The sequence below is a fragment of the Hymenobacter antarcticus genome (assembly GCF_039539545.1).
GTDB lineage: Bacteria > Bacteroidota > Bacteroidia > Cytophagales > Hymenobacteraceae > Hymenobacter > Hymenobacter antarcticus.
Window position 1 is genome coordinate 151,327 of record NZ_BAABDI010000002.1, and the last position, 20,986, is coordinate 172,312.

Here is a 20,986-nt window from a genome sequence, read left to right on the forward strand (position 1 = left end):
TTAGGCAGCGTTTAGTTCTCCACTTTCACGCCCTTCCAAAAGGCTACGTAGCCTTTGATGTTGTTGGCGGCGTCTTTGGGCTCGGGGTAGTACCAGGCGGCATCTTTGTTTTGCTGGCCGTTCACGCTCAGCGAATAGTAGCTGGCGCGGCCTTTCCAGGGGCAGGAAGTCTGCGCGATGCTGTCCTCAAAAAACTCCTTTTTGATGGAGTCGGCGGGGAAATAGTGGTTGTTCTCGACCACTACGGTATCATTGCTCTCGGCAACGACGGTGTTATTCCAAATAGCTTTCATGGTGGGGCGTGGCGCGAACCTCCAGCTTCGCGTTTCGTTGCACATGAGCCGGGCCCGGCGGCTGGCCCGGCCTAGACGCGAAGCTGGAGCTTCGCGCTACTCCGAAATGAACATTGCCCGCGCCGCTGTTGTTTTCCGAGCCTATCCTGAAAGAAGAATATTATGGCCGTTGGCTTCCGATTCCGCGATTTTGTACCCGAAGACCAGCCCGAAAAGGGCTTTGAATCCTTATTTAAGCTGTTCATGCAGCTGGTTACCATCACTTCCGGCGACGTGGGCGAGGCCCTGCAATGGCTCAATGAGCTAGACAAGCAGTACGGCCTCACCGACGACAACTACGGCATGGGCAATTTCATCGATGACCTGAAGAAAAAGGGGTACATCGATGAGAATGAGCAAGCTAAGGGCGAATTCAAGATTACCCCCAAAACCGAGCAGGGCATCCGTAAGTCGGCGTTGGAGGAGATTTTCGGCAAGCTCAAGAAGAGCAGCACCGGCAACCACCGCACGCCCCACACCGGCCAGGGCGACGAGCAGAGCACCGACCTGCGCGAGTTCCGCTTCGGCGACTCGCTGGAGTCGATTCAAATGACCGAATCCATCCGCAATGCCCAACTCAACCACGGCATGGACGGCGATGAGTTCATGCTGACCGAAGGCGACCTAGAAGTGCGCGAAAACGAGCACAAGTCCCAGACCAGTACCGTGCTGATGATTGACATCTCGCACTCCATGATTCTCTATGGCGAGGACCGCATCACGCCGGCCAAAAAAGTAGCCATGGCCCTGGCCGAGCTCGTGAAGCAGAAATACCCCAAGGATTTCCTCGACGTCATCGTGTTTGGCAACGATGCCTGGCAGATTGAAATCAAGGACTTGCCCTACCTGCAGGTGGGGCCCTACCACACCAACACCGTGGCCGGCCTGGAGCTGGCCATGGACCTGCTTCGCAAGCGCAAAACGCCCAACAAGCAGATTTTTATGATTACCGACGGCAAACCCACTTGCCTGAAAGAGCCCGGCGGCTACTACAAAAACTCTTTCGGACTAGACCGCAAAGTGGTGAACAAGACCCTAAACCTGGCCGCCGCCGCCCGCCGCGTCAAAATCCCCATCACCACGTTCATGATTACCTCCGACCCGTATCTGCAGAAATTCGTGGAGGAATTCACCGAGGTGAACCAAGGCAAGGCCTACTACAGCGGCCTGCAGGGCCTGGGCCACTTGGTGTTCGAGGATTATAAGAAAAATCGGCGCAAGACGCTGTAAATCTTTGTCTTAATACCCTGCTGGCGAAGGAAGCATCTTATCACGGTTGCTTTTGTCGGCTCTCATATAGCGAACAACGCGGACGTGATAAGGTCCTTCGCGCTGCTCAGGATGACAATTAACTCCATTCATGGCCCACGACCAGCTTCCAACCAATCATTTGCAACACATCACCACCCTCGGCCAGCTGAAAAAATCTGGCTACAAATCCCGCACGGTGAAAGCCGAGCTGCGGGAAAACCTGATTCGTAAGCTCCGCTTGAAAGAGGACGTTTTTCCCGGCATCTTCGGCTACGACGAAACCGTAATTCCCGAGTTGCAGCGCGCCATTCTGGCCGGGCACCACATCAACCTGCTGGGCCTGCGCGGCCAGGCTAAAACCCGCATTGCGCGCCTGCTCATCAACCTGCTCGATGAGTACATGCCCGTGGTGGCTGGGGCCGAGCTGAACGACGACCCGCTGCAGCCGCTGTCTGTGTTTGCCAAAAACCTAATTGCCGAGCACGGCGACGAAACGCCCGTGGCCTGGATGCACCGCGACGAGCGCTACACCGAGAAGCTGGCCACGCCCGACGTATCGGTGGCCGACCTCATCGGCGACGCCGACCCCATCAAAGCCGCCACACTGAAGCTGCCGTATTCTGATGAGCGGGTGATTCACTTCGGGCTGATTCCGCGGGCGCACCGGGGTATTTTCGTCATTAACGAATTGCCCGACTTGCAGGCCCGCATTCAGGTGTCGCTGTTCAATATTCTGCAGGAAGGCGACATTCAGATTCGCGGTTTCAAGGTGCGGCTGCCGCTGGATATTCAGTTCGTGTTCACGGCCAACCCCGAGGACTACACCAACCGCGGCAGCATCGTGACGCCGCTCAAGGACCGGATTGATGCGCAGATTATCACGCACTACCCGAAATCCATTGAAATCGGCAAGCGCATCACCAAGCAGGAAGCCCGCATCAAAGACGAGCAGAAGGGCATGGTGACGAGCAACGAAATTATCCACGACCTGGTGGAGCAGGTGGCCGTGGAAGCCCGCGGCTCCGAGTTCGTGGACGCCAAATCGGGCGTGTCGGCCCGCCTCACCATCTCGGCCTACGAGCAGGTGATTGCCGGAGCCGAGCGCCGGGCGCTGGTGAATGACGAAGCCAATACCTATGTGCGTCTGGGCGACTTCATCTCGGCCGTGCCTGCCGTGACGGGCAAAGTGGAGCTGGTGTACGAGGGCGAGCAGGAGGGAGCCGGCATCGTGGCCGAGAAGCTCATGGGCAAGGCCATCCGCACGCTGTTCCTGAACTACTTCCCCGACCCCGACAAGAGCAAGAAGCTCAAGAACCGCCCCTCTCCCTACAAGGCCATTCAGGAGTGGTTCGGCAACGGCCACACGCTGGACTTGCTGCACGATGCGTCTACGGAGGACTACAAAAAGGCGCTTGACCTGGTGCCTGGCCTGCGCGACATCGTAACCGAGCTGCACCCCAACGAAACGCCCGAGCACACCTATTTCCTGATGGAATTCCTGCTCCACGGCTTGGCCGAGCACAGCCTGATTTCGCGCAACCGCCTCACCTCGGGCGCGCAGTTCAAGGACTTGCTCTCGTCGATGTTCACCATGCCCACCTTTGGGGAGGATGACGACGAGGAGGACGAGGAGGAGAAGCCCCGCCGCCGCCGGTAATCAAAAGTGTCGACAACACGCAAAAGCCCCGTCTACCGAAAGCCGGTAGACGGGGCTTTTGCGTGTTGCCGCCTCAAAGCCAAGTTCGAACTCACGTTTGAGCAGCCCGAGAAGGTGTACCGCTTCTTTGATTTCGCGGCGGCCGAATATTCGCGCAAAACCCAGAAGAAGGCTGCCAAAAAAGCCGATTCTGCGGTTGCTCCCGTTTCGTCGGGCCTGGCTTGCTGAACTACCGGAACCCGCCCCCAACAAGTCGGGGCCAGGTTTTGAATACCCGAAAGCCATTCCCGACTTATCGGGAACAGGTTTTGAACTACTAGAACCCGTCCCCGACTTGTCGGAATGGGCTTTTGCATCACCAAAACTCGTTCCCGACTTGTTGGCGGCAGGTTTTGGTGATGTAAATAAAACCCACCTTTTGGCTGAACACATTTTTACAGTTTAGTTTAGCACCCTTTTAAAGACGTTACCTTGGGCGGCGGACGGTTTGCGCCGCTAGGCATCGGCCCTTTCTACCCGTCTTTCTCGTTGACAGGTGCAGGAGGTGCTGCCCTGACGAGGTCATTTTCAACCGCCGCGCCGCCTATGACGCCACCCGAACGATTACTGATTGACGCTTTTCTGGGGCAGGAAATAAGCGCCGACGAGTTGCTGCGGCGATTCCCGGTGAACCTGGCGCAACAGCCGGCCTATGTGGTGCAGCTGCTGACCATGGCGTATCAGCAGCAAAGCGCGGACGACGTGGATTACACCCTGATGATTAGCCACCTCGCGCCGGGTGCACCCGCGGGCCTGACGGCCATTCTGGTCGAGCTCCTCCTGGCAGACTGGCATTACATGCACGAAAACCTGGTGCACTGGCTGCAAGCCTTGCGCGACCCGGCCAGTGTCGAGCCGTTGTACCACGCCGCCCTGCGGTTTGCGGAGGTGGGCGGCCAGGAGACGGACGGGCTGCCGGTGCAGTGCACCTGGGCGCTCGGGGACATTGGCACCGAAAGCGCAAAGGCAAAACTAGTCCTGCTGGCCCGCTCCAGAAACCTGCCTTTGCGGGAGGCCGCTGCCTACCAGCTGCAACGATTGACCAAGCAGGAACGGCAGGACTAAACTCCTAAAAAAGCGTCCGCTTCCTCGTTACTAAACTCTGCTTTCCATGAATTCCTAGCAGTTACCCGGCACCAAGTTTCAGTGAGCCGCTACAGAGTCGGAGGAGTTTAAGAAACTCGTCTACGATTTCCCGTTTACGAAATGGCCCGTCGGGATGAGTTTCGTGAACGCCGTTGCTGGCACGCGCCAGTGGGGCTAGGCTGAACGATGTAGAGATGCTACCCCTGCGCCTCCGTCAGGGCCTCTTTCACGCGGCGCAGGTCGGCTGCGGTGCCGCGGGGCAGACACTGGCCTCGGGCAAACCGGTCTTTGCATAAAGGCCCCGCGTACCACTCTGGTGCGCGGGGCCTTTATGGGGCTTAATCGAACGTGCGGTCCTTACTCAAAGCCGAGACGCAAGGATGCGTTTCTACTTGATATTACCCGTGCCCAGCCAGCGCGCCACCGGGTAGCGGTTGTGGTCGGGCTCGTGGTAGGCCGAGTTCAGGTATACCCACTCCAGCTGCGCGGGGCCGTTGGTGGCGAAGGCGGCGTTGGCGGCTTTCAGCTTCTCCAGGCGCTCCCGCAGCTTGGGGTCGCGGCGCAGCAGGTCGGCGGCCAAGTCCTCGAACACGTAATCGGAGAAATGTTCTTTCTGCTGCAATACGCTGTCGAAGAAGCCCCAGGCGAAGAAGGAGTCGGTAGCCTGGGGCTCTAGCGTTTCCATAAGATAGCGGGCGGGCGCGGCGGCATCGAGGTACACCACAAAGTCGCCCTGGTGGAAGGTAGTGGTTTCGGTGCGGGTCTGCAGGCGCACCTGGCTGTGCACGTAGTGGCCTTCAAAGGGCTTGGGAGTGGTCTTGAATTCCTCGAAGTAATACACTTCAATCGGCACGGTTATGTCGTGGGCCAGCGGCTCCAGCGTGGCCCCGTTGCGGCGCAGGATTTCCACTACTTCGCCCCAGGCTTTGGGGATTAGGTAGGCCGTGGGCCGGGCGGCCGTGGTGGTTGCTTTGAAGGTGTTGAAGTATTTCACGGGCCGGGTAAAGGGCGCGGCGCGGTCGTAGTAGAGGCGGGGCTGGCCGCTCACCTCGCTGGGCTTGGTGCGGCCTTCGTAGCCCCGGAACTGGAGGGTTTCGTGCTGGCTGTCATCGAGCGCCCAGGTCAGGGGGAAAGTGGTTTGGGCGGCCATGTCGGTGGTGGCTTTGGCACGGGCCGCGGCGAGCGCCGCCGACTGCTGGCCTACGGTTTCGAGCATGGTTTTCAGGAAGTCATAGGTCGAATGCACGCGGGGCGCGAAGGCCTTCAGCATGTGCGTTTCGGGCATGAAGCCGATGGTGTTGAACAGCGCCGCGTAGCCGGTGGAATAGCGCGGCGATTCGAGAAACGCCCGCAGGCCACTCTCGGGTGTTTGGCCTTCAAAGTCCACATAGGGCGTCATGGGCCATTTCTTCTGCTCCATGCTCTTGTAGAGCGCGGGCAGCAGCTGGCCTTGCAGATACGTGCCCAGCGCCGGGGCCAGCTTGCTGTGCTGCGTGGCAATGAGCGTCATGGTATACTGGTAGTCGGCCCCGTTGGAAGTGTGGGTTTCGACAAAAATATCCGGCTGCCACTTCTGAAAAAGCTGCGCAAATGAGCGGGCATTGCGCGATTCCTGCTTGATGTAGTCGCGGTTCAAATCGAGGTGCCGCGCATTGCCCCGGAAGCCGTAGGCGTCCGGCCCGTTCTGGTTCACGCGGGTCGTGGCGTTGCGGTTCAGCATCCCATCGATGTTATACACCGGCACGATGACCACCGTGACGCCCGCCAGCAGCTTCCCCAGCGACTTCTGTTGCAGCAGGTCGCGGGCCAGCATCATGCTCGCGTCGATGCCCTCCGGCTCGCCGGGGTGAATGCCGTTTTGGATGAACAGGATGCGGCGGTTTTTCTGACGGGTGCTGGTCGGGTCGGCGTCGCCGTCGGTACTCAGCACTACTTCGTGCAGGGGCGGGCCCACGTCGGTGGGGCCAGCCTCGGCCAGATGCAGGTGCTGCGGGTAGGCGGCGGCCAGCTTCTGGTAGTAGGCGATGCACTCGGAATAGGTGGCCGTGGTGTTGCCGGCCGGGTCGTTTTCAAAAGGTGTGCGCCATGCGGGGGGTGGAGCCGGCAGTGGAGTAGGAGCGAGGGTCATGAGTGAGGCGAGTAGGACGAAGAACATGAATGCAAAAGAACGGCGGGAGCGGCAGTTGAACGACCAACTCCCCTCCTTGTTTAAGGAGGGGTTGTTCGCGCGAAGCGCGGACGGGGGTGGTGGCCCTCGTTGAACGATGGCCGTACGAAACCCGCGCCGTGCTTGCATCAATCCTGTGGGTGTCGTTCAACGACTGCACCACCCCCGTTTTTGCTGCGCAAAAACTCCCCTCCTTAAACAAGGAGGGGAGTTGCCCGCCAGCTTACCTTTGCCCTCTTCTCCGACAAACCCTCATTCTATGCAAGCTGCCCTCCCGCGCCCCCTCATTCTTGTTTCCAACGACGACGGCATCACCGCCCCCGGTATTCGTCGTCTGGTCGAAATCGTACATGCGCTCGGAGCCGAAGTAGTGGTGGTAGCCCCCGATGCCCCGCAGTCGGGCATGGGCCACGCCATCACCATCGGCAATGCCCTGCGCCTCACCAAAAACCTGGTTTTCGGCCCTGATATCGAAGCCTACGAGTGCTCCGGCACCCCGGCCGACTGCGTGAAAATCGCCAAGCACTACGTGCTCAAAGACCGTACGCCCGACCTCGTCGTATCCGGCATCAACCACGGCTCCAACGCCTCGGTAAACGTGCTGTACTCGGGCACCATGTCGGCCGCCATCGAGGCCGCCATTGAGGGCCTGCCCGCCGTGGGCTTCTCGCTCTGCGAATATGGCCCCAATGCCGACTTCTCGCACGTAGCCGAATGGGTGACCCAGGTGTGCCGCCACGCCCTCGACCACGGCATACCCGCTGGCACCGCTCTCAACGTGAATATTCCCAAGAACTCGGCCACGCCCATTGCCGGCCTGCGCCTGGGCCGCCAGGCCCGCGCCAAGTGGCAGGAGGAGTTCGACCGCCGCTTCGACCCCTATCAGCGTCCGTACTACTGGCTCATCGGCTCGTTCGTGAACCTCGATGCCGGCACCGACACCGATGAATGGGCCCTGGCCAACAACTACGTGTCGGTAGTGCCCTGCCAGTTCGACCTCACCGCCGTTCACGGCCTGGCCCAGCTCAGCGCCAACTGGCAGCTGCCGCTGCCCGAAGCCAACATTGCCGCCGTTCCGCCCCAGCCCGTGCCATCGGGCGATTACGGCCCGGCCACCCAAAGCTAGGCAGGCGCGCTGCCATTGACTTAAAACGGTCGTACAAAGCATTTTGCCTTATTAGGCGGAATGCTTTGTACGACCGTTTTGCGCTCTGCATGACCATCCATTAAAGCGTAGTCACTTCACCGGCCGCACGGTTTTGAGGCGCTCGGCCGGGTTCAGCACTTTTCGCACCACCACCGGATGCGCGGGATGCTTCCCGCTAGCCATTGCCCCGCGGCGCAGGGCCACTACTTCGGTGCCCAGGGCCAGCACCAGCATAACCAGCAGGCCGGTAATCAGGATTTTCAGCAGAATATGCACGGGAGCTTCACTTATTATTCGAAGCTAGAACAGCCCCTGTGAAGGCGGCATGAACCCCGGCACAGTTCCGGCCGTGGGGCCGAATTCAAGGATGAAAACGGTCCCCTGGCCCAGCTCCGACTCAGCCCGCAGCGTGGCCCCGTGGAAACTGGCAATGGTTTGGGCGATGGGCAGGCCCAGGCCGTAGCCCTCGGGCGAGCCGGGCGCGTTGCCTTGAAAGCGCCGAAACCGGTCGAAGAGGTAGGGCAGGTGGTCGGCGGAGATGCCCGGGCCGGTATCGGCCACGCGCAGCACGTAGCCACCGTTGGGCAGCTCCTGGCCACTTACCCGAATGTGGCCGCCCTCGTGATTGTATTTGATGGCATTGGAAAGCAGGTTGCGCAACAGCGTGTGCAGCAGGCTGGCATTGGCGCGGGGCCGGGTATCGTCGCCGGTCAGGGTGGTTTCCAGGGTGATGCCGCGCTGCTGGCGGCGGTCGTCGAGCTCCTCGGCCACGTCGGCCGCCACGTCGGAGAGGCGCACGGGCTCATCGCGCAGGTACTGCTCATTCTCGATGTTGGCGATGAGCAGCAGGGTGCGCACGGTGTTGCGCAGGCGGTAGAGCGTACGCTGCGATTCGACCAGCTGCCGGGCGTGCGCCTCGGGCAAAGTTGGGTCCTGCAGCATGTTCTCGAAGCGCGATTGCAGGATGCTGACCGGCGTGAGCAGCTCGTGGCTGACGTTGCTCATAAACTCCCGCTCCTTGGCAAAAGCCGACTGCACCTGCCGCATCAGGGCGTTCAACCGTTCGTCGAGGCGTCGGAAGTCAGTGGTGTCAGTATCAATGAGCTCAAACTGAAAATCGGAAGGCTGCCGAATGCCCCGCAGCTTGCGGGCAACAAGCTCGCGCAAGGGCCGGAGCAGGTAGTGGGCAAAGGCCCCATCAGTAACCACGGTGAGCAGCGAGGCGGCCACCAGCACCCACAGCGCCAGCCGGCGGAGAGTGGCCGTGAGCAGCTCCACGGTATCGAGCGACGACCCGATTTCGAGCCGGTAGGCCGGCTGCCCCACGGCGCTGGGCGGCCGCGCGAAGCTCAGAATACGGAAGTCCTCTACCTGCTCATCCACCTGCCGGGGCTCCTCAAAAATGCGCTCGGGGGGCAGGGGCGTACCGGCCGGCAGCTGAGTCAGGGTGATGTATTCCTGTTTGAAGATGTTGTAGTCGGCGTAAGTTTCGGCCCGCTCGTCGCGCTCGAACGCCTCCAGACCGTCGCGGGCAATGAGGGCCAGCGCCCGCCGCTGTTTGTCGCGCAGGCGCTGGTCGGTGTGCGCCACGGCCACGCGCTGCACGATGGGCGGAATCACCAGCGCCCCCAGCAGCACCAGCAGCAGCTTGGACAGGGCATTGAACAGGGCCAGCTTGGCTTCGAGACGCATCTTGATAGTGAGTGAATGAGTGAATGGGTGAATGAGCGAATGGGGGTGTCTGACTGACTCATTTTGAATCATTCACCCATTCGCTCATTCGCTCATTCACTCATTGAGACTACTCCGCCGCCCGGTACCCGATGCCGCGCACGGTTTCCAGAAAATCGGCCGGGGCAAACTGGGCCAGCTTCTTGCGCACGTTCTTGATGTGGACGTCAATGTAGTTCGAGTCGGAGTCATCTTCCAGCACATTACCCCACAGATGCTCGCCGAGCTGCAGGCGCGTGAGCACCCGGCCCCGATGCAGCAGCAGGTAGTGCAGCAGGTCGAATTCCTTTTTGGTAAGGGGCACTTCCTGGCCCTCATAGCGCACGATGCGGGCGTTGGGGTCCATGCTAAAGCCCTGGCCGAAGCTGATTTCGGGCCGCTTCAGGTTGAACTTGCGGCGCGTGATGGCCTGCATCCGGCTGGTGAGCTCGAGCAGCGAAAACGGCTTGGGCAGGTAGTCGTCGGCCCCCAGGTCGAGGCCGCGAATGCGGTCGTCGAGGGCACCACGGGCCGTGAGGATGATGAACGAAGCCTCCTGGCTCTCATTCAGCCGGGCTTCGCGGAGCAGGTCGAGGCCATCGCCGCCGGGCAGGCCCAGGTCGAGCAGCACGAAGTCGTAGCTGCTCACATACAGCTTTTCGGAGGCTTCGGCATAGGTAAAGGCCGAATCGACCAGGTACTGGGCCTGCACCAGAAACTGGCGCATTTCCTGGTGCAGACTTTTTTCGTCTTCGATGAGCAGAACGTGCATGAGTAGGGGAGGCTGAACGGTGAAATCGATTTGAGGGCTGAAAAAGAGGCTTCAAAGTGAAGTCTGGAGCCGGCAACTTAGCTACAACATACGGCACCATTGCCTGAACAACACATGAAGATGCTCCGCCTGCCCGCGCCCTCTCTGGTTTGTTTCGTACTTTTCAGTTCGGATTTTTCCGCTCTCCACTTTCTAATTGTTATGAAAACACGCATTCTCCTACACTTGATTTGGCTGGTTGTTCTGGTCGCCACCATCGGCAGCGCCGCCGCTCAGGAACCCACCAAAGTCAAGACGAAAATCAAGACCAAGCCCGTCGTGACCACCGTGTACATCGTGCGCCATGCCGAAAAGGATACCACCGCCAACCCCGCTGACCCCACCCTTTCGGCGGTGGGGCAGGTGCGGGCCCAGGCCCTGCGCCAGCTGCTGCTGCGCCGCCAGCCGGCCGCTTTGTTCACCACCAACACCACGCGCACCCGCGCCACGCTCGCCCCCCTGGCCGAAGCCCTGAAAATGGAGTCGCAGGTATACGACCCGGGCCGGGGCCGCGACCTGGCCGACCGCATCAACAAAGAATACGCCGGCAAAACGGTGGTCATCGTGGGCCATTCCAATACGGTGCTCTCGCTCATCGATGATTTTGGTGCTACCCCGCCCATTGAGGAAATTGGTGATAATGAGTATGATTACCTCTTCACGGTGCGCTTGGTTGAGGGGGCCCTGCCCACGGTAGACATGCGCGGCTACGGCGCCGAGCGTCGGAAGCCAGTCGTGGCCAAAGCTCCGGCAAACGTGGCCATGCCCCGCTAGCACCGCCGGCTGCGGACGAGCAAACAGGGGGAAGCCGTTGGCCAAGTACCCCGAATTTTCAATTCGGCCCGTGGGGTTTGTCAGAACGGGTGTTTCGGGATGCGCGCCCGGGCCGAATTGAAAATTCGGGGTACTCGGCCAACGGCTGCCACGAATAGCCGCTAAAGTGCGGGCTCGGGTGCCCGGTCCGGTCGCGTAGCCGTACTTTCGCTCGGTCTGGCACCTTTCGCCGGGTTATTCTGCTTATTGCCCTATGCCATTTCACGTTAAGAAATTACTGATTTGCGCCGGTGCCGCGCTGGTGCTGAGCGCGCCCGCCGCGCAGGCCCAAACCCGCAAGAAGAGCAAAGCCGCCACGCCGGCCGCCGCGACCAAAGCCGACCGGACGGATTCGCTGGCCCTGCGCAAAATCTTCGACGAAGCCCTGCTGCGCGGCGAGAGCTACGACAACCTCCGCTACCTCACCGGCACCATCGGGCCGCGCCTGTCGGGCTCGCCCCAGGCTCAAATGGCCGTGGAGTGGGGCAAAGCCACCATGGAAAAAGCCGGTTTCGACCGCGTGTATCTTCAGGAGGTGATGGTGCCGCACTGGGTGCGCGGCAGCAGGGAGCGCGGCGAAATCATTGGCAATAAGGACAAAGGCATCCGGGTGCCGGTGTGCGCTCTGGGTGGTTCCATCGGCACCGGCGGCAAGCTGAAGGCCGGCGTGGTGGAAGTACACAGCTTTGAGGAGCTGAAAGCCCTGCCCGACGCGGCCGTGAAAGGTAAGTTCGTGTTTTACAACCGGCCTTTCGACGATGCGCTCATCGAACCCGGCCAGGCCTACGGCCGGGCCGGCGACCAGCGCCGCAGCGGGGCCATTGAGGCCGCCCGGCGCGGGGCCGTGGGCGCGTTGGTGCGCTCGCTCACCAGCGCCCGCGACGACAACCCCCACACCGGGGCCATGGCCTACGCCGAGGGTGTGGCCAAAGTGCCCGGTGCGGCCCTCAGCACCAATGCCGCCGACCAGCTCAGCCAGCTGCTAAAAGCTAACCCCGACCTGCAGTTTGAGCTCGAAATGGAGTGCATCACCCTGCCCGAGGAGAAAAGCTACAACGTGGTGGGCGAAATCAAAGGCAGCAAATTCCCGCAGGAAATCATCACCGTGGGCGGCCACCTCGATTCCTGGGACCTCGGCCAGGGTGCCCACGACGACGGCACCGGCTGCGTGCAAAGCATCGAGGCCCTGCGCCTGCTGCGTGTCGCCGGCTTCCGGCCCGAGCGTACGGTGCGGGCCGTGCTCTTCATGAATGAGGAAAACGGCACCCGCGGCGGTAACGAATACGCCCGCCTGGCCGCCCAGAACAAGGAAACCCACCTCGCCGCCATCGAGTCGGACGGCGGGGGCTTTACGCCCCGGGGCTTCAGCGTGGAGGCTGACCCTGCCACCGTGAGCAAACTCGCCCGCTGGGCTCCGCTACTAAAGCCCTACCACGCCGCCGATATCTCCGTCGGCCACGGCGGTACCGACATCGAGCCCCTGCAGGCCGCCGTGCATCCCAAGGCCCTCATCGGCTACGATTGCGACTCGCAACGCTACTTCGACATCCACCACACCGCCGCCGATACGTTCGATAAGGTAAACCGCCGCGAGCTGGAGCTGGGCGGGGCCAGCATGGCCGCGCTGATTTACCTGCTCAGCAAATACGGCCTGTAGTAGGGCTCAGCCATTTGGTTTGAAAGGTATTTTTCATCCATTCCCAATAAGCAGTTTGCAAAAAATCTGGCTCAGCTTCTTTGCGGGAATCTTATGCTGGGCTGCGCCTGATTTCTGCCAGGCTCAGGCTCAGGTTCAGGCCGAGCCGCCGGCGACCCGCTACTGGGTGACGCTGCGCGACAAGCGCGGCGTCGGCTTCGACGCGGCCCGCTATTTTTCGGCGGCGGCGCGGACGCGTCGGGTCCGCCAGCACCTGCCGGCGTTTGAGGCCACCGACCTGCCCGTGCGTTCGGATTACGTGGCCGCCATCGCGGCGCGGGTCGATACCGTTACGCTGGTCAGCCGCTGGTTCAATGCCGTGGCCTGCCGGGCCACGCCCGCGCAAGCCGCCGCGCTGCGAGGCCTGCCCGGCGTGGCAGCGGTTGCCGTGTGGCCGCTGGCCGGCGGCGGGGTGGCCAGGCATCAGCTCATCCCCTCACCACCTCATCCCCTCACCGCCGCCCCCAAGCCCATTTCGGCCAACGACTACCTGCTGGCCCGCCGCCAGACCGCCCACCTCGACGGTCCGGCCCTGCGGGCGGCGGGCCTGGAGGGGCGCGGCCTGCGCATTGCCGTGTTCGATGTGGGCTTCAAAGGCCTGCCCGGGCATCCGGCGTTTCAGGAGCTGATGGTCGGTAAGCGCATCGTGGCTACCCATGATTTTCTGCGCAACCGCGATGACGTATTTCACGGCGGCAGCCACGGCACCGAGGTCATGGGTTGCCTGGCTGGCCGCCTGCCCACCACGCTGGGCGGCGGCCCCGGCCCCGCGCTGGGCCTGGCCCCGGCGGCCGAGTACCTGCTGGCCCGTACCGAGCAGCTGCACCGCGAGCGCTACGCCGAGGAAGAAGCCTGGCTGGCCGCCGCGGAATGGGCCGACCGCCTCGGGGCCGACATCATCAACTCCTCGCTGGCCTACACCGAGCAGCGCTACTTTCCCGAGCAGATGGATGGCCACCGCAGCCTCATTGCCCGGGCCGCCAACCTGGCCGTGCGCAAGGGCATACTGGTAGTAAGCGCCGCCGGCAACGATGGCGACAACGACTGGGTGCGCATCGGGACGCCCGCCGATGCCGATTCCGTGCTCGCCATTGGCGGCCTCGACCCTGAAACCGGTTTGCATGTTGATTTCAGCTCCTTTGGCCCCACGGCCGACCGGCGGCCCAAGCCCAACCTGGCCGCTTTCGGCATCGTGCTCACCACCACGCCCTCGGGCTACGAGCGGCTGGAGGGTACCTCGTTTTCTGCGCCGCTGGTGGCGGGCTTCGCGGCCTGTCTGTGGCAGCAGCACCGCGAGCTCACGGCCATGCAGCTTTTCCGGGCGCTGGAAAAATCGGCGGAGCTGTACCCGTATTTTGATTATGCCCACGGCTATGGCCGGCCGCGTTTCGCCCAGTTCACTACCAGCCCAACCGCCCCGGCCGCCCTCGCGCCAACATTCGACTTCGTGCCGCACGACAGCCTCGTGGCCGTCGTCATTCGGACCGAAGCCGCCCTGCGGCCCGCCGAGCAGCTGCCCCTGGTGGTTGAGCAGGGCGAAGCCACTTTCACCATTGCCGCCACGGCCGTCGCCACTCCGGCCGATGTCAAAGCCGTGGGGAATGGGCCAGTGCCAGACGTGGGCCACGAGCAGCACGGCGCCCCGCGCCCCGCGCCGCTGGCGTCGTTGCCCGAACCCAATTACCCCGCCTACCTCTACTGGAACCTGACCGACCGCCGTGGCGTGCTGCACCGCTACGAGACCCGGGCCGTGTCGCAACGCCTGGTATTGCAGGTGCCGCGCCGCCTGGTGCGGCAGGGGGAAGTATTGCGGGTTTACTTTAAGGGGTATACTGGTACTTATTCAGAATGAGCTGTTTATTGAACTGCAACAAGTTGGCCGGCTTGTGGTGTGGGCTGCTGCTGGGTAGTATTTCCACCGCTCGGGGCCAGCAAGTGCTGGTGCAGGCCAACGTGGCCGACGACACCGTGAAGACGACCTTCGGCCCGAACCGGCGCTACTTTGGGCACGTCTACCTGGGCTATGGGCTGGTGGCCGGCCCGGCCGGCACGGGGGCCGCAGTTCACTACGGCGGAGCCTCGGCGGAGGTGCGCGGCGGCGGCCGTTTCAAAATGCGTTTCAGCCAGACGGTGGCCGTCAACCTCGATTTGGGGTATAGCTACCTACGCTACGAGCTGGAGCAAAACGGCCAAAAACGCATTCCTACCCCCGCGCTGCACCGCCGCGAAGGGCTGGGGCTGCACCAAATCTATTCCGAAATCAGCCTGCGCCTGAATGCCGGCCGCCGGGGCAATTCGGTGGGCCGCTACGTTGATTTGCTGGCCGGTGGCAGCTGGGTGGCCGCCACCCGGCACGTCACCGAGGATGCGCCCGCCCCCGGCATCAGCCGCGTCGAGACCACCGAATATGGCCTGCCCTACCTGCGCCGCTGGACCGGTAACGTAGGCACTCGCCTCGGCATCGACCGCTATGCGCTGGCCGCCCGCTACCGCTTGTCGCCGGCGTTCGGACCGGCCTATGTGGCCTGGCCCGAGCTGCCGCGCTGGGTGGTGGGCCTGGAAATCGGGTTGTTTTAGGCAGTTGGCTAAAAATCCAGGCTGAGTAAACCCCCGGCCTCGCCTTTGCCGTAGAAATTGCGCGGCGCGGCTCAGGCCTCCTTGCGTCGGAAATAAAGGCCGGTTAGGTACGGCCGTATGTTCTCTTCTTACCTTTGTTTGTCCAAACTCCATTAATATCGGGTCTGATTACATGAAAATAGCGTCTCTTCAAATTTCCCGTTCGGTAGTGCTGGCCGCCGCGCTTTCCCTCAATCTGGCTTCCTGCGTGAGCACGGAGCGCGAAGTGAGTACCTCAACCGTCGACCCGCGCGCTACTTACACGCCGCCCGTGGCCGGCGACCGCACCCGCGTAAACAGCAAAACCGTGCTCAATACCGTGAGCGCCACGCACGCTTTTTCTAATCCGGACACCCAGGACAACTTCGTGCTGCAGCTGCGTGGCCCGCGCGTGCTCACCGCTCAGGCCCACCTCATCGTGACCAGCAGCACCGGCGATACCCTGCGCCACGAGGTGATGCCCGCCCGCGCCTTGCTCAGCGACGCCACCCAGGCATCGAGCGTGCGCGAACAGGAAATTGCCATTCTTCAGGGTATGAATACCTTTTTCGCGCCGGCTCACTTTACGCAGCCGGCCATTCCGGCCGGGGCCGAGCAGCCCGCCGAAGTCGATGCTAAAAGCTGGTCGACGCTGCGTGCCGACCCCAGCACCGTGGGGTTCGACTACACCGGTGCCGGTGGCTCGGAGCGCCGGATGGCCTACGACCGCAAGCAGCGCAAAACTGTGGTTATCACGCAATAAACCGACACCAGCTCATTGGTCGATTGAGCCGGTGAGGTGAACTACTCACCGGTCCGAGCCAGTGCTCACGCTTTATATCAACTCCCAAGTCATGAAATATTTACTCTCTTTTGCCGGCGTACTGGTCGCCATTTTGTTGCTGATTCGCTTCATGCCCACGGCTCCCATTAACCCGGTGCTGCCCATTGGCCCGCAGAAAGAGGTGAATGGCCATAATTCTGAAATACCCACGGCCGCGGACACCGAAATGAAGGAGGAGGAAGAAGCCGGGGAGGCCAACGTAAAATCCAGCTCGAGTATCGCGCCCGCCACCCCCGGCCAAACCTACGGCACCGCCGTAACGCCCGCCGGTGCCGTGCCCATGAGTGCCCTCAACGCCGCCCTCGGCACCCGCGATTCGGCCCAGGTGAAGCTGGTGGCCAAAGCCTCGGCCGTGTGCCAGGCCAAAGGCTGCTGGATGACCCTGCCCACCGCCGATGGCCAGCAGATGCGCGTCCGCTTCCGGGATTACGCCTTTTTCGTGCCCAAAGACCTCAGCGGCCACGACGTGGTGGTGAGTGGCTGGGCCTACCGCGAAACGGTGAGCGTGGCCGACCAGCAGCACTACCTGCGCGATGCCGGCAAGCCCGAAAACGAAATCGCCGCCATCACCCAGCCCAAGCAGGAGCTGAACTTCCTGGCCGACGGCGTGCTGGTGCAGAAGTAAGGCCGCCTGAAAAAACAGAACGTCATGCTGAGCTTGTCGAAGCATCTCTGCCGCGCTACTAATCAGATGTAGTATTGCGGTAGAGATGCTTCGACAAGCTCAGCATGACGTTCTTTTGGTATTGACTACCGATTATTGACCACTTCCCGATGTCCGATACTTCCGCCACGCTGCAACGCATTCAGGCCCTCACCGAGCAGCTCCACCACCTCAACTACCAATACTACCAGCGCGATATCTCGGAGATATCGGACCAGGAGTTCGACCAGCTGCTGGCCGAATTGCAGCAGCTCGAAGCTGAGCATCCCGACCTGGCCCTGCCCAACTCGCCTACCCGGCGCGTGGGCGGCACCATCACCAAGCAGTTTCCGACGGCCGACCACCGCTACCCCATGCTCAGCCTGGGCAATACGTACTCGGAAGACGACCTGCGCGAGTTCGATGAGCGGGTGCAAAAAGGTCTGGAAGGCGCGCCGTATTCGTATGTGTGCGAGCTGAAAATCGACGGCGTGGCCATGAGCCTGCGCTACGAGCACGGCCAGCTCACCCAGGGCGTGACGCGCGGCGATGGCACCCGTGGCGACGTGGTGACGGCCAACGTGCGCACCATCAAGACCCTGCCGCTGGCCCTGCGCCCCGGCGACAACCGGCCCGAAGATTTCGAGGTGCGCGGCGAGGTATTCCTGCCGCTGCCCGTGTTTGAGGAGCTGAATGCCGAGCGCGAGCAGAACGGCGAGGCCCTGCTGGCCAACCCCCGCAACGCGGCCAGCGGCACCCTCAAGCTGCAGAATTCGGCCCAGGTGGCGGCCCGTAAGCTGCGTTTCTATGCCTACTCGCTGCTCACGCCGGGCCGCCACTTCGCCAGCCACAGCGCCGCCCTGGAGGCCCTGACCCGCTATGGCTTGCCGGTGTCGGACACCTGGCGGCGGGCTGCCACTATCAGCGAAGTGCTCGATTTCGTACATTACTGGGCCAAAAAGCGCTTCGACCTGCCCGTGGCTACCGATGGCATCGTCATCAAAGTCGACAACCTGCGCCAGCAGGACCAGCTGGGCTACACCGCCAAAAGCCCGCGCTGGGCAATTGCCTACAAGTACCCCGCCGAGGCCGCGCGCACCCGTCTCAACGAAGTGCTCTACAACGTGGGCCGCACCGGAGCGGTGACGCCGGTGGCCGTGCTCACGCCCGTGCCCCTGGCCGGCACCGTGGTAAAGCGTGCCACCCTGCACAACGCCAATCAGATAGAAGCCCTCGACCTGCGCCTGGGCGACCTGGTATTCGTGGAGAAAGGCGGCGAAATCATTCCCAAAATAACCGGCGTGGACCTGGATGCCCGGCCGGCCGGGGCCACTCCCATTCAGTACCCGACGGCCTGCCCGGCCTGTGGCACGCCGCTGGTGCGGCCCGAGGGCGAGGCCCATTTCCGCTGCCCCAACGAGCGGGGCTGCCCGCCGCAGCTCAGGGCCCGGCTGGAGCATTACGTTTCGCGCAAGGCGCTGAACATCGACGGATTGGGGGCCGAAACCGTGGGGCGTTTTTTTGAGCTGGGAATGGTGAAAACCCCGGCCGATATCTACGACCTGCCCGCCCGCCGGCCCGAGCTGGTGACGCTGGAGCGCCTCGGGGAGAAGAGTATTGATAACCTGATTACCGGCATTGAGGCCAGTAGGCAGGTACCGTTTCCGCGGGTGCTGTTTGGGATGGGCATCCGGTACGTGGGCGAAACTGTGGCCCAGAAACTGGCCGCTCACTACCGCGGCATTGATGCCCTAATGGTGGCTTCGGCTGAGGAAATGGCCGCCGTGCCCGAGGTGGGCGGCGTGATTGCCGTGGCCGCCGCGCACTGGTTTCAGCAGCCCGAAAACCGGCAGCTGATTGAGCGGCTGCGCCAGGCGGGCGTGCAGCTCGAAGTGACGGGCGAAGCCCCCGTGCCGGCCTCCGACCGGCTCGCCGGTCTCACGTTTGTTCTTTCGGGCGTGTTTGAGCAGCACAGCCGCGACGAGCTGCAACAGCTCATTATTTCAAACGGCGGCAAAATCACGGGCTCCATCAGCAAAAAGCTGAGCTACCTGGTGGCCGGCGAGAACATGGGCCCGGCCAAGCGCGAAAAGGCCCTCGGCTTCAAGGTGCCCATCATCTCCGAAACCGACCTGATGGCCCTGCTGCCAGCGCCCGACGAAGTGCGGAGCCCTGAAATGGCCCCGGAGGAGGAGGCGCTGCGGCCGCCTGCCCCGCCCGCTGCCGGGCCGGGCCAGCAGGGTTTGCTGTTTTAAAGGCCCGTACAAAACTGCCGTTCGGGCCTGTTGGGAAGGATGGGTGGAATATTTGTCTGGTAAGGATGCATTAAAGGTGGTAGAGTTTTTGTCTATTGACTGAAATACCGACCTTTGTCCTATATTATCCCACCCATGCGTTGTAATTTATTGTTAATGCTAGTCCTCTGCGGAGGAGTGGCTTCGTTGCCGTTGTCGGCCCAGGCGCAGTGTCCGGAGCTGTCGGAGCTGTTGGCCATCGGGGCCGAGCCGACCGCTCTGACGGTGCCACAAGTGGTGACGGCCCGTCTTTCGGCCGACTGGACCTTCGTGGGCCCAACGGCCACTTCGCGGGAAGTAAGCTGGACGCTGCCCGGGCCGGATGGCAGCTCTATTCCCGCCGCCCGCCTGTCGTTGCGCCCGCAGCGGCCGGGCCAGGACGTGGTGCTCAAAACCACCGTGGCGGCTTGCGTGCGCGACCTGCGCAGCGAACTCAAAAGCCGCAAACTCACCGCGCAGCCCGTTACCTGCCCCGGCTGCGAGGCCGTGCGCTACCAGGGCCCCGACTTCGACGCCACGATTTACAGCCAGATGAAGGGCGACTACCCGTTTGTAGTGGTGGTGCATCAGGTGCCGGCCAGCAGCCCGGCTACGGCCGAAACCGGCGCATCCCTGCTGGCGGTTGATATTGCCACGGCCACCAGGCTCCTGGCCGACCCGCAAGCCACCGTGCTCGATGTGCGCACCCCCGAAGAATATGCCGCCGGCCACTTGCTGCGTGCCCGGAATATCAACTTCCGGGCTCTCGATTTCAGCCAGCAGCTCAGCAAGCTGGACCCCAAAGTCCGCTACGTACTCTACTGCGCCAGCGGCAACCGCAGTGGCCGGGCCGCGGTTCTGATGCAGAAGCTAGGCATTACCAACGTCGTGAATGCGGGTAGCTATCCGGACCTGAAAGCGGCCGGCGTCAAGTAAGCCCCCACCACTAGCTGTCGGCAGTAAGTCGTTCATAAGCTAATCGACTCATCTTCTGCAAGCTCAGACAGAGCCTCGGCCGAATACTGAATAGCTGCCAGAATCCCAGAAACGAGAAAGCGCCGACCATCTGGTCGGCGCTTTCTCGTTTCTGGGATTCTGGCTTATTTCCAGCCTCTCTTATTGAAAGAAATAGGAGAGGGAAAGCTGAAAACCGCGGTTGCGCACAGTAATATCGGGGTCTTTGTCGTTCGTGTCGTTGGGAACCAGGTTGCTAAGGCCCAGGCCGTAGCCCAGCTGGGCCTGTATACCGCCTACTTTGTAGCCCACGCCCATATTAAACCCTGCGTCCAGATTGCGCAGGTAGGCTTTGTCGTCTTTACCTTCCTTGCTGACAAACTCTACGTCGCTTTCGTCGGAACTAGAATTAGTTTGGGTGGCGCCGCCCGCGGTGATGGTCGTTTTAGAGTCAGACTTTACCTTGCCGCTTAGCCCCAGGGCCACGTAAGGACCAGCGAAAACCTGAAAGCCGCCTTCGGCCCCGTTCGTGCTGTACACCAGATTCACGGGCAGCTCCAGGTAGTTGAGGCGTAGACTTTGTTTTGTCTCGTAGGTATAGCTGAAGGTCTGGCCGCCGAAGGTGTTGCTTTCCGACCCGGAGCTTTTGGCTTGGTCACCTTTCATGGTGAAGAGCAGGGATGGCTGCACCGACAGGTTGCCAAACTGCGCGTTCAGGGTCGCTCCAACCTGGGCTCCATACTGATATTTGGAGCTAGGCTCGTCCTCGCCGTCCAAATCATAGCTGAGATTGGTAACGTTCAGGCCCACGCGCGGGCCGAAGGAAATCTGCGCCTGGGCAGATGTGGCAAGCAGCAGTGCAGAAGCTGCTAAGCCAGTAGAGAACAACTTTTTCATAAGCAGTAAAGGAAGATGTTAAAAATGTGAAAACTAAACCTCCCAAAGGTAGAGGGCATGAATAATAAATG

19 protein-coding genes are annotated in these 20,986 nt (G+C 61.9%); 13 read left to right on the top strand and 6 right to left on the bottom strand.

Annotated features, from left to right (window positions below):
• Positions 1–11 precede the first annotated feature (11 nt).
• Positions 12–293, bottom strand: coding sequence for a DUF427 domain-containing protein (locus ABD819_RS02545; protein WP_345120639.1), 282 nt, complete (start codon positions 291–293; stop codon positions 12–14).
• A 162-nt stretch (positions 294–455) separates the two neighbouring features.
• Between ABD819_RS02545 and ABD819_RS02550 the strand changes: the two genes are divergently transcribed.
• The 4 genes from ABD819_RS02550 to ABD819_RS02565 all read left to right on the top strand — a co-directional run bounded on the left by ABD819_RS02550 (position 456) and on the right by ABD819_RS02565 (position 4,344).
• Positions 456–1,562 carry a vWA domain-containing protein gene (locus ABD819_RS02550; RefSeq protein WP_345120641.1) on the top strand — a complete coding sequence of 369 codons (1,107 nt, stop codon included), beginning with the start codon at positions 456–458 and terminating at the stop codon, positions 1,560–1,562.
• Positions 1,563–1,692: 130 nt separating this feature from the next.
• Positions 1,693–3,240, top strand: a complete 1,548-nt coding sequence (locus ABD819_RS02555) for a sigma 54-interacting transcriptional regulator (protein ID WP_345120643.1) — start codon at positions 1,693–1,695, stop codon at positions 3,238–3,240.
• Between the two features lie 6 nt (positions 3,241–3,246).
• Positions 3,247–3,468 (top strand): hypothetical protein, encoded by a 222-nt coding sequence (locus ABD819_RS02560; protein ID WP_345120645.1) that lies wholly within the window; start codon positions 3,247–3,249, stop codon positions 3,466–3,468.
• A gap of 357 nt (positions 3,469–3,825) precedes the next feature.
• Positions 3,826–4,344, top strand: a complete 519-nt coding sequence (locus tag ABD819_RS02565; protein ID WP_345120647.1) for a hypothetical protein — start codon at positions 3,826–3,828, stop codon at positions 4,342–4,344.
• A gap of 409 nt (positions 4,345–4,753) precedes the next feature.
• On the opposite strand, the gene ABD819_RS02570 is transcribed toward ABD819_RS02565, so the two are convergent.
• Positions 4,754–6,520 carry a M14 family metallopeptidase gene (locus ABD819_RS02570; RefSeq protein ID WP_345120649.1) on the bottom strand — a complete coding sequence of 589 codons (1,767 nt, stop codon included), beginning with the start codon at positions 6,518–6,520 and terminating at the stop codon, positions 4,754–4,756.
• A 271-nt stretch (positions 6,521–6,791) separates the two neighbouring features.
• Here ABD819_RS02570 and surE point away from each other — a divergent pair, with 271 nt between their 5' ends.
• Positions 6,792–7,658 carry a 5'/3'-nucleotidase SurE gene (gene surE, locus ABD819_RS02575; protein ID WP_345120651.1) on the top strand — a complete coding sequence of 289 codons (867 nt, stop codon included), beginning with the start codon at positions 6,792–6,794 and terminating at the stop codon, positions 7,656–7,658.
• 111 nt (positions 7,659–7,769) lie between these two features.
• Here surE and ABD819_RS02580 read toward each other — a convergent pair whose 3' ends face one another.
• From ABD819_RS02580 to ABD819_RS02590, 3 genes are all read right to left on the bottom strand, one after another.
• The gene (locus tag ABD819_RS02580) at positions 7,770–7,955 is read right to left on the bottom strand and encodes a hypothetical protein (protein WP_345120653.1); all 186 of its coding nucleotides are present in this window, start codon (positions 7,953–7,955) and stop codon (positions 7,770–7,772) included.
• A 24-nt stretch (positions 7,956–7,979) separates the two neighbouring features.
• Positions 7,980–9,371 (bottom strand): sensor histidine kinase, encoded by a 1,392-nt coding sequence (locus tag ABD819_RS02585; RefSeq protein ID WP_345120655.1) that lies wholly within the window; start codon positions 9,369–9,371, stop codon positions 7,980–7,982.
• Between the two features lie 109 nt (positions 9,372–9,480).
• Entirely contained in the window at positions 9,481–10,161 is a 681-nt protein-coding gene (locus tag ABD819_RS02590) for a response regulator transcription factor (RefSeq protein ID WP_345120657.1), read from the bottom strand.
• Between the two features lie 201 nt (positions 10,162–10,362).
• Here ABD819_RS02590 and ABD819_RS02595 point away from each other — a divergent pair, with 201 nt between their 5' ends.
• The 8 genes from ABD819_RS02595 to ABD819_RS02630 all read left to right on the top strand — a co-directional run bounded on the left by ABD819_RS02595 (position 10,363) and on the right by ABD819_RS02630 (position 20,000).
• On the top strand, positions 10,363–10,974 hold the full coding sequence (locus ABD819_RS02595; protein ID WP_345120659.1) for a histidine phosphatase family protein: 612 nt from the start codon (positions 10,363–10,365) through the stop codon (positions 10,972–10,974).
• 253 nt (positions 10,975–11,227) lie between these two features.
• Entirely contained in the window at positions 11,228–12,670 is a 1,443-nt protein-coding gene (locus ABD819_RS02600; protein WP_345120661.1) for a M28 family peptidase, read from the top strand.
• A 55-nt stretch (positions 12,671–12,725) separates the two neighbouring features.
• Entirely contained in the window at positions 12,726–14,561 is a 1,836-nt protein-coding gene (locus tag ABD819_RS02605; RefSeq protein ID WP_345120663.1) for a S8 family serine peptidase, read from the top strand.
• Positions 14,558–15,286, top strand: coding sequence for a hypothetical protein (locus tag ABD819_RS02610; RefSeq protein WP_345120665.1), 729 nt, complete (start codon positions 14,558–14,560; stop codon positions 15,284–15,286). The genes ABD819_RS02605 and ABD819_RS02610 overlap by 4 nt, the downstream gene beginning before the upstream one ends.
• 172 nt (positions 15,287–15,458) lie before the next feature.
• The gene (locus ABD819_RS02615; RefSeq protein WP_345120667.1) at positions 15,459–16,067 is read left to right on the top strand and encodes a hypothetical protein; all 609 of its coding nucleotides are present in this window, start codon (positions 15,459–15,461) and stop codon (positions 16,065–16,067) included.
• 91 nt (positions 16,068–16,158) lie between these two features.
• Complete coding sequence (locus tag ABD819_RS02620) at positions 16,159–16,773, top strand: DUF4920 domain-containing protein (protein ID WP_345120669.1); 615 nt, start codon at positions 16,159–16,161, stop codon at positions 16,771–16,773.
• 149 nt (positions 16,774–16,922) lie between these two features.
• Positions 16,923–19,046, top strand: coding sequence for an NAD-dependent DNA ligase LigA (gene ligA, locus ABD819_RS02625; protein ID WP_345120671.1), 2,124 nt, complete (start codon positions 16,923–16,925; stop codon positions 19,044–19,046).
• Between the two features lie 156 nt (positions 19,047–19,202).
• Positions 19,203–20,000, top strand: coding sequence for a rhodanese-like domain-containing protein (locus tag ABD819_RS02630; RefSeq protein WP_345120673.1), 798 nt, complete (start codon positions 19,203–19,205; stop codon positions 19,998–20,000).
• 180 nt (positions 20,001–20,180) lie between these two features.
• Here ABD819_RS02630 and ABD819_RS02635 read toward each other — a convergent pair whose 3' ends face one another.
• Positions 20,181–20,915 (bottom strand): outer membrane beta-barrel protein, encoded by a 735-nt coding sequence (locus ABD819_RS02635; protein WP_345120675.1) that lies wholly within the window; start codon positions 20,913–20,915, stop codon positions 20,181–20,183.
• Positions 20,916–20,986: the final 71 nt, after the last annotated feature.